Source organism: Oleiphilus sp. HI0117, from assembly GCF_001635235.1.
In genome coordinates this window covers 1-6605 of the sequence record NZ_LWGA01000784.1, presented here as the reverse complement: position 1 = coordinate 6605, position 6605 = coordinate 1, and the positions used below count along the sequence as shown (strand labels likewise).

Here is a 6605-nt window from a genome sequence, read left to right as displayed (position 1 = left end):
TGCAGATAGGTCTCCGTCAAGTGCGTCATTCGCAGTCGCACCAGCATCGGTATAAGGGGTATTTAGCTCATGGTTAAGTGGGCTGCTACCTAGTAGAGTGATGCTAGGTGCGCCAGTATCTTGAACGTTAATTGTTCGGGTAACGGTAGTAGCAGAGTTGCCTGAGGAATCGTTCACGTTGTAGCTCAGTACATAACTGCCGATTACGGTTGCATTGACTGTACCGCTGACACCGATGTTTGAAGATACATCTCCATCGACATTATCTAGCGCTGTCGCACCCGGGTCGGTGAAGATTGTATTCACCTCATGATTAATGGGGTTGGTTCCGATCAGCGTAATAACAGGGCCGCTCGCATCAGCAACATTAACTGTTCGTGTGACGGGGATTGCAGCGTTGCCAGCCGCATCACTCACGTTATACACAAGGGTGTAGCTACCAATTGTACCGGTATCAACAGTGCCACTCTGAATAATGCTTGCTGAAATATCGCCATCAATATTGTCCGACGCACTCGCACCCGCATCATTGTAGACACTACCTAGAGCGATATTAATGCTGCTGTCACCATTAAGCGTAATGACTGGGGCAGTAAAGTCGTTCACATTTACTGTACGTGTTTGCTGTACGGCAGGGTTGCCGTTGGAGTCACTGACATCGTAGGTGATCACGTAGGTACCTGTAACACTGGAATCTACGGTAGCACCACCGACGATGATGTTAGTTGAGATATCACCATCCAGCGCATCGCTTGCAGTCGCGCCAGCATCGGTATAGGGGGTATTTAGTTCATGGTTAAGTGGGCTGCTACCTAGTAGAGTGATGCTAGGTGCGCCAGTATCTTGAACGTTAATTGTTCGGGTAACGGTAGTAGCAGAGTTGCCTGAGGAATCGTTCACGTTGTAGCTCAGTACATAACTGCCGATTACGGTTGCATTGACTGTACCGCTGACACCGATGTTTGCAGAAATATCGCCGTCAGTATTATCTGTGGCTGTGGCACCAGGGTCAGTGTAAATTGTATTCACTTCATGATTAATTGGGTTATTGCCAACTAAGGTGATTACCGGTGGTGTTACATCATCTACCGTCACAAACCTTACCATGGGGTTTGCAGCATTTCCTGATGAATCAGTGACATTGTAGATAACTGTGTAAGTTCCTTGAGTATTTCCATCGACGGTATCACCGCTAACAACAATATTTGAGCTAATATCGCCATCTATATTGTCTAATGCTGTAGCGCCCGCATCGACGTAGGCTGTGCCAAGCTGGTGATTGGTGTTTGTATCGCCAATTAAAGTAATTACTGGGGCTGTTGAGTCATCTATGTTGACTGTACGGGTTACGGTTGGAGCAGGGTTGCCCGATGAATCTGAGACATCGTAAGTTATAAGGTAGCTGCCGATTAAGTTAGGGTCTACCGTGTCGCCACCGACAACAATGCTTCCGGAAAGGTCACCATCTACCGCATCCGTAGCTGTTGCGCCAGGGTCAGTGTAAGGCGAGCCTTGTGCGTGAGTGAGAGGGTTATCTCCGAGTAGGGTGATCATAGGGCTACCGGAATCGGCAACGATAACATCTCGGAAAATGCTTGTTGCAACGTTACCCGATGCATCGCTTACATCGTAAGAAAGAGTGTAGGTTCCCTCGACTGAAGTATTTACCGTACCTGTTACGACAATCGAACTTGATAAGTCTTCACCAGGAACATCAATTGCGGTAGCGCCTGGGTCATTAAATGGGGTGTTAATTTCTTGATTATATGGAGCAGCTCCTAATAAGGTAATGATTGGCGCGGTGGTGTCGACGACGTTAACTGTACGCGATACAACAATAGCTGAATTACCAGCAGTGTCAGAAACATTGTAGTTTATGATGTAGCTGCCAACGCTTCCGCTGATTACGCTACCTGAACTTACTATGCTTGCACTAATATCTCCGTCAACATTGTCGACGGCGCTGGCACCTTCATCTGAGAAGCTATCGCCTCTTTCTAGTGTAACAACTGCGTCGCCGATAAGTGTTATTACTGGTGCAGTCGTATCTTGAACGATCACCTCGCGCGTTACGGTCGTGGCTACATTGCCAGCTTCATCGGTAACATCGTAAGCAAGTGTGTAAGTGCCGGCAGTGTCAGAATCGACGTTTCCACTGATCATAATGTTGGCGCTGATATCTCCATCACGGTTATCGATAGCGGTAGCGCCTTCTTCATTATAAGTCGAAAGCTGTTCAACATAAGTAGGGTCGTCACCAATAAGAGTGATCACTGGTGCAGTAGTATCTTCTTCGATGACGTATACAGTTCGGATAACTGTTGTCGCGTTGTTGCCTTGGCTGTCGACAACATCGTATTCAATTTGAATGCCGGAGTTATTAGGGGTGGAAGTATCAATAATAGAGGGAGTATCAAGGACGTTTGGTCTAGTGATAACATCGACACTAATGTCACCGTCCTCTGGGTCTATCGCAACGAAGCCAGGCTCTGCATAGGTATCGCCGACCAAGAGGGTGACATCAGTTGAACCAGGTGACGTTTCACTAAGTGTAATAACCGGCTTAAGGTCAACACCTGACTCGTTTGCTTGAAGCTGAATCGGGGAGCCAGCAACAAAATTGGTAAACTGGAAGCAACCATCCACATCGGTGCTTGTGGTTATATCCGATTGTGCTGTTTGGCTGAGAAGTAGGTCTGCTTCGATTGCTACACCATTCTTTTCGATACAGCCTGTGATACCGAAAGGTATGACACCTGTTTCAATCGCGTAAATTAGGCCTGTTGTTTGGTCAGCGTGCCAAATTAGTTCCCCGTCCCAGCTTAAGCCCTTGGGGTTTGAGCCTGGTGTTTCAAAAAAACCGACCACGCTACCGTCAGTGGGGTCAACCCGAAATATCTTTTGTTCTTGTTGGTCTGCTACCCACAAGTCGCGACCATCCCAGGTAATACCGAAAGGACGAGCATTGGTGACAGAAGGGTTAGACTGATAAGAAGGTAGTGTTGAAGGGCCGGGTAATGATAGAAGTAGCGCGCCATCTTCAGGGCGAACCTTATTAATAGTGTTAGTTTGCCAGTCAACTATCCAGAAGCTATGTCCGTCATAAGTCATGTCGGTTGGTGATGGAAACTCGAGCTCTGATAGTGCATTTTCGGATTCGAGGTTATCTCCATCAACAGGGTCGATTTTTATAATGTTGTCTGTAATAGGGCTGGCATTCCAAAGATAATTCTCGGCAAAGGTTAAACCGCCACCGCCACAGTATTGACCGGCCGGTGTTGCACCGCAAGTAGGGATGGGGTTTCCGTCACTGTTAATTGGCGGATTATCTGTGTCTGTAAGGGGAAGGTTTAAATCACTATCACCGGCAGAAAATTGAAGCGCTCCTTCTTCGTCATAGACATCTTCTGGATAGACCCTGTAGATTCTGTCGGTGCCAAAATCGACGACCCAAAGGTAGCCGTCATGCATGGTGACGCCGTGGGGGGTGGAAGGGGTGCGACCATCACCACTGATGTTGTTAATGCTTAGTGTCGTTAGAATATTGCCAGGGTCACCCGGGGCCGAATAGGAAACTCCCGAGAACAATGAGATAAATAGAGAGGCAAAGGCGACCGCTAGCTTTAGCTTGTACATATTTATTATCCATAACGAATGAGGTATGAAAGTTCTTGGTCGCCTTACTGTTCCATGGCCTGAATTTCAAGTAAGGCTTCCAAGGCGGCGAATATAACGGCAATACTTACCTGAGTCTAATGAATGAGCGAAGCTGCTTAACAAACAGCGATATTTTTTTTCAAAAATTGAAATGGAGCACGCTTGTCGGGTGAAATGGTTCTTTTTTTGGGTTTGGGTGTTTTTGTTTTGCTGTGGCGTGGCTTTATAAGTTGTTGAAACTAAAAATGAATAATATTTATGTTTCTAGTGTTTGTGGTTTTTGTGTGTGGTCTGGCTTCTTATTTCTGTATGCCTGTAAGGTGAGTCGTTAATTGAGGGGCTGCTTGTTAACTGCTTTTAGAGTATAAAAAACCTGCTTATCGCAGGTTTTTAAAAGGAATTATGAATCTTTAATTAGCTCAGAGTTGTTCGATAATTCTGTCCCAGGCGTTGTCAAATGATGCTGCCTGATAGTCTGCAAACCAAGCCTTGTCGACAATGCCGTTGCCATCGCTATCTTCAAGCATTTGTGTTCGGTTTCCATTGATATCGTAATCATATTGGGCTACAAAATCCCAAACACGATCGCCATCGAGGTCTTTTTTGTATTCGGTCCGCTTGTTCAAATTATTATATTGATATGACTCGATATATTCTGGTGTGCCGTCCTGGTTATCATCACGCTCGTAGCGGTTTGGGCGATTGTTACTGTCGTAGCTGAAGCGGCTTATAGAAGTTTGAGTGTTTTCCTGGTTGGATCGAATGTTATGCTGGCTTAGGATATTGCCGTTTAAGTCATAGTTATAGCTGATTGAAGAGTTTGCTTCGCCGTCATTATCACTATCCTCAGATTGAGATCTAAGCCTGTTTCCGGAGTATGTATATGAGACGCTTGAAGCAAGTTCGCTATTGCGACTGACTGTATACAGAATAACATTGCCCTCGGTGTCATATTGATATTCTGCCAAAATATCTATTGTGCCATCATTCCCCAAATCAGTTTCGAGTTTTGACAGTAGAGAGTCTTGGTAAGTGTAGGATTGCAATATATCGAGTTCGTCTTCAGGTCTATCTATTTCTTTGCTCAGGATATTACCGTCATCATCATAGCTGATTGTTTCAACTGTATTTGACGCGCTATCAGATGTTTGCGTTAAACGGTTTTGACTGTCATAGCTGTAGTGAATGGTTTTGTCGACAGTTCCATCGTTATTGAAGTCTGTTTCCTGGCTTGTTAGAAGCCGCTCTTGGCTGTATGAATACTGAACGAGGGTTTTATCTAAGTTACCTTCATTCGATAAAACTGCAGAGTTAAGGTTTGATTCGATACTGATATCGAGGTTTTCATAAAGATGTTGGGCTGCTTGAGTGAAGGTTCTGTGGCTTTCGATATTGAGTTGCGATAGAACGCCTTTAAAATCGACTTGCTCGGTAAACTGGGAGGCCTTTACATAGAAATTGATTGTTGAAAGCTCTAATTCTGTGTGAGCGTTTCCAAGGTCTATGCCGTTCTCAGGCTCGCCGTCCTGGTCGAGTGCCTGAAGGAGTGTCGCTATGTTGATGACGCGGTCAAAGCTGGATATGTCGGTGCTTTGCAGACTTGTAATGATACTTTTTTCACTGTTTAGCGGGGCGGAACCGGATAGATCAAAAGGCGTGATAAGTTCCTGTGCTTCTGATGTACCTAGATAGATTCCACCAATAGAGAATTTAACCTGTTCGCCATCGCTATAAGAAAACTCACCACGCTCATTCGTCATGCCTGACTGTGTTTCTGTTTCATAATATAGGCCTGATACCGGGCTATCAATAAAACTGCCTGTTCTGATATCCGCTGGTTCAGTGCTCGATTGCTTGCTACCGCCATCACAGGCACTTAATAATATTGGTAGACAAGCAGCGTAAATAAATCGATTCAACATAGTTTCACCTTAAGCTTTAATTTCCATTCTATTGCGGCGTTAGAGTAAACGAGTCGATTCGTTTATCGGTTGGATCGACAAGTATATTGAATCGCAAGGTGTTAGCGCCCGATACTAGCGTGACAGGCAAAGCAGCTGAATCCAAATAGAGAGCGTTATCACCAGTCGCAGAAAGAGCGATGCTACCAGCGGCGCTACCGTTCACAAGGATATCGAAAGAAGAGCTATCATTTGATGAAGCGTATCGGATTGTTAGGTTGTAAGGGATGGCGAACGCCTGAATATCCGAGAACTCAATGTAATCTCCATCCTGTGCCAAGCTTATATTGATATAACCTGAGCCGGTAAAGCCTGAGCCATAACTTTCTACATCTGGCCCACCACCGATTGTGCCCGTTTCGGCCTCGACAAATATTGCAGCAGGGGTGACAACATTAATGGTTCTTTGCACGGTTATTGCGGCATTTCCAGCAGCGTCGACAAGGTCATAGCTCAAGACGTAGGTGCCATCGGTATTAATATCGACAAAGCCGCCTGTTGTAATGTTGAGGCTAATATCTCCGTCAAGGTTGTCTGATCCTATCGTACCAGGGTCAGTGAATAACTGGCCATTAACATGATCAATGGTTGAGTCACCTACAAGGGTGATTACAGGAGCGATGCCGTCCGTTACGTTTACTGTTCGAGTAACTGTAGCCGCGGCATTACCGGCAGCGTCACTAACATTGTAACTTAATACATAACTTCCAATCGTGTCGATATCGACAGAGCCTGTCCTTGCTATGTTGCCGGAAATGTCTCCATCAGCGCTGTCTAGAGCCGTTGCGCCGGCATCATTATAAGCAGTACCTTGAACGTGGTTGGTCGGGTCGGAGCCAGTAAGTGTAATCACTGGAATCGTTGTATCCTGAACAGTGATTGTGCGACTAAGCTGTAGAGCAGCATTACCGGCAGTATCACTGACGTCGTATCTTATTGTGTATATGCCTGCAATATTTGCATCGACGGTATCACCGCTTATGACGA

3 protein-coding genes are annotated in these 6605 nt (G+C 45.6%); all 3 read right to left on the bottom strand.

Features of this window, described 5'->3' with window-relative positions:
* A partial coding sequence (locus A3757_RS12770) for an immunoglobulin-like domain-containing protein (protein ID WP_156506310.1) occupies positions 1-3636 on the bottom strand: 3636 nt, incomplete at its 3' end.
* Positions 3637-4076: 440 nt separating this feature from the next.
* Positions 4077-5579: a hypothetical protein gene (locus tag A3757_RS12765; protein ID WP_068739738.1), complete on the bottom strand. Its 1503-nt coding sequence runs from the start codon at positions 5577-5579 to the stop codon at positions 4077-4079.
* Between the two features lie 28 nt (positions 5580-5607).
* The coding region (locus A3757_RS12760) for an immunoglobulin-like domain-containing protein (protein ID WP_156506309.1) at positions 5608-6605 on the bottom strand (998 nt) is incomplete at its 5' end.

Coding starts and splice junctions, on each gene's coding strand:
- A3757_RS12765 (WP_068739738.1), bottom strand. CDS start 5,579: ATGTTGAATCGATTTATTTACGCTGCTTGTCTACCAATATTATTAAGT.